This is a genomic window from Aequorivita vitellina, from assembly GCF_022008365.1.
Classification (GTDB): Bacteria; Bacteroidota; Bacteroidia; order Flavobacteriales; family Flavobacteriaceae; genus Aequorivita; species Aequorivita vitellina.
On record NZ_JAIRBA010000129.1, the window covers coordinates 1 to 596 of the forward strand.

Below are 596 nucleotides of genomic sequence, written 5' to 3' on the forward strand. Positions count from 1 at the left end.
TTTCCGTCAACGTTTAAGGCTAGGGTAGTAAGTGTTTCAAGGTTTGAAATGTCGATGGTTGTAGTAACGTTGTCTTCATCGGTATAGGTGAAAGTGCCGTTACCGTTATCAACGATAGTTGTAAGTGTTTCGAAGTTGTCGATTACAGTTTCCAAGTCGATGCTTGTTAAAACACCGTCTTCGTCTGTGTATTCTAAGGTTTTCCCATCGGCATTTAACGCAAGTGTTGTAAGCGTTTCCAGATTTGAAATATCAATTGTTGTAGTAACATTGTCTTCATCGGTATAGGTGAAAGTTCCGTTACCGTTATCAACGATGGTTGTAAGTGTTTCGAAGTTGTCGATTACAGTTTCTAAGTCGATACTTGTTACAATTCCGTCTTCATCGGTGTACTCCAATGTTTTTCCGTCAACGTTTAAGGCTAGGGTAGTAAGCGTTTCAAGGTTTGAGATATCGATTGTTGTGGTTCCGCCATCCTCATCTGTGTAAGTAAATGTTCCGTCGTTGTTGTCTACGATTGTAGTTAACGTTTCGAAAGCGTCGATTACCGCTCCGAGGTCTATGCCTGTTACAACGCCGTCTTCATCTGTGTATTC

1 pseudogene is annotated in these 596 nt (G+C 41.1%); it reads right to left on the reverse strand.

From position 1 onward, the window contains the following. Positions 1–596: pseudogene (locus K8089_RS16285) on the reverse strand (hypothetical protein); the annotation flags it as partial.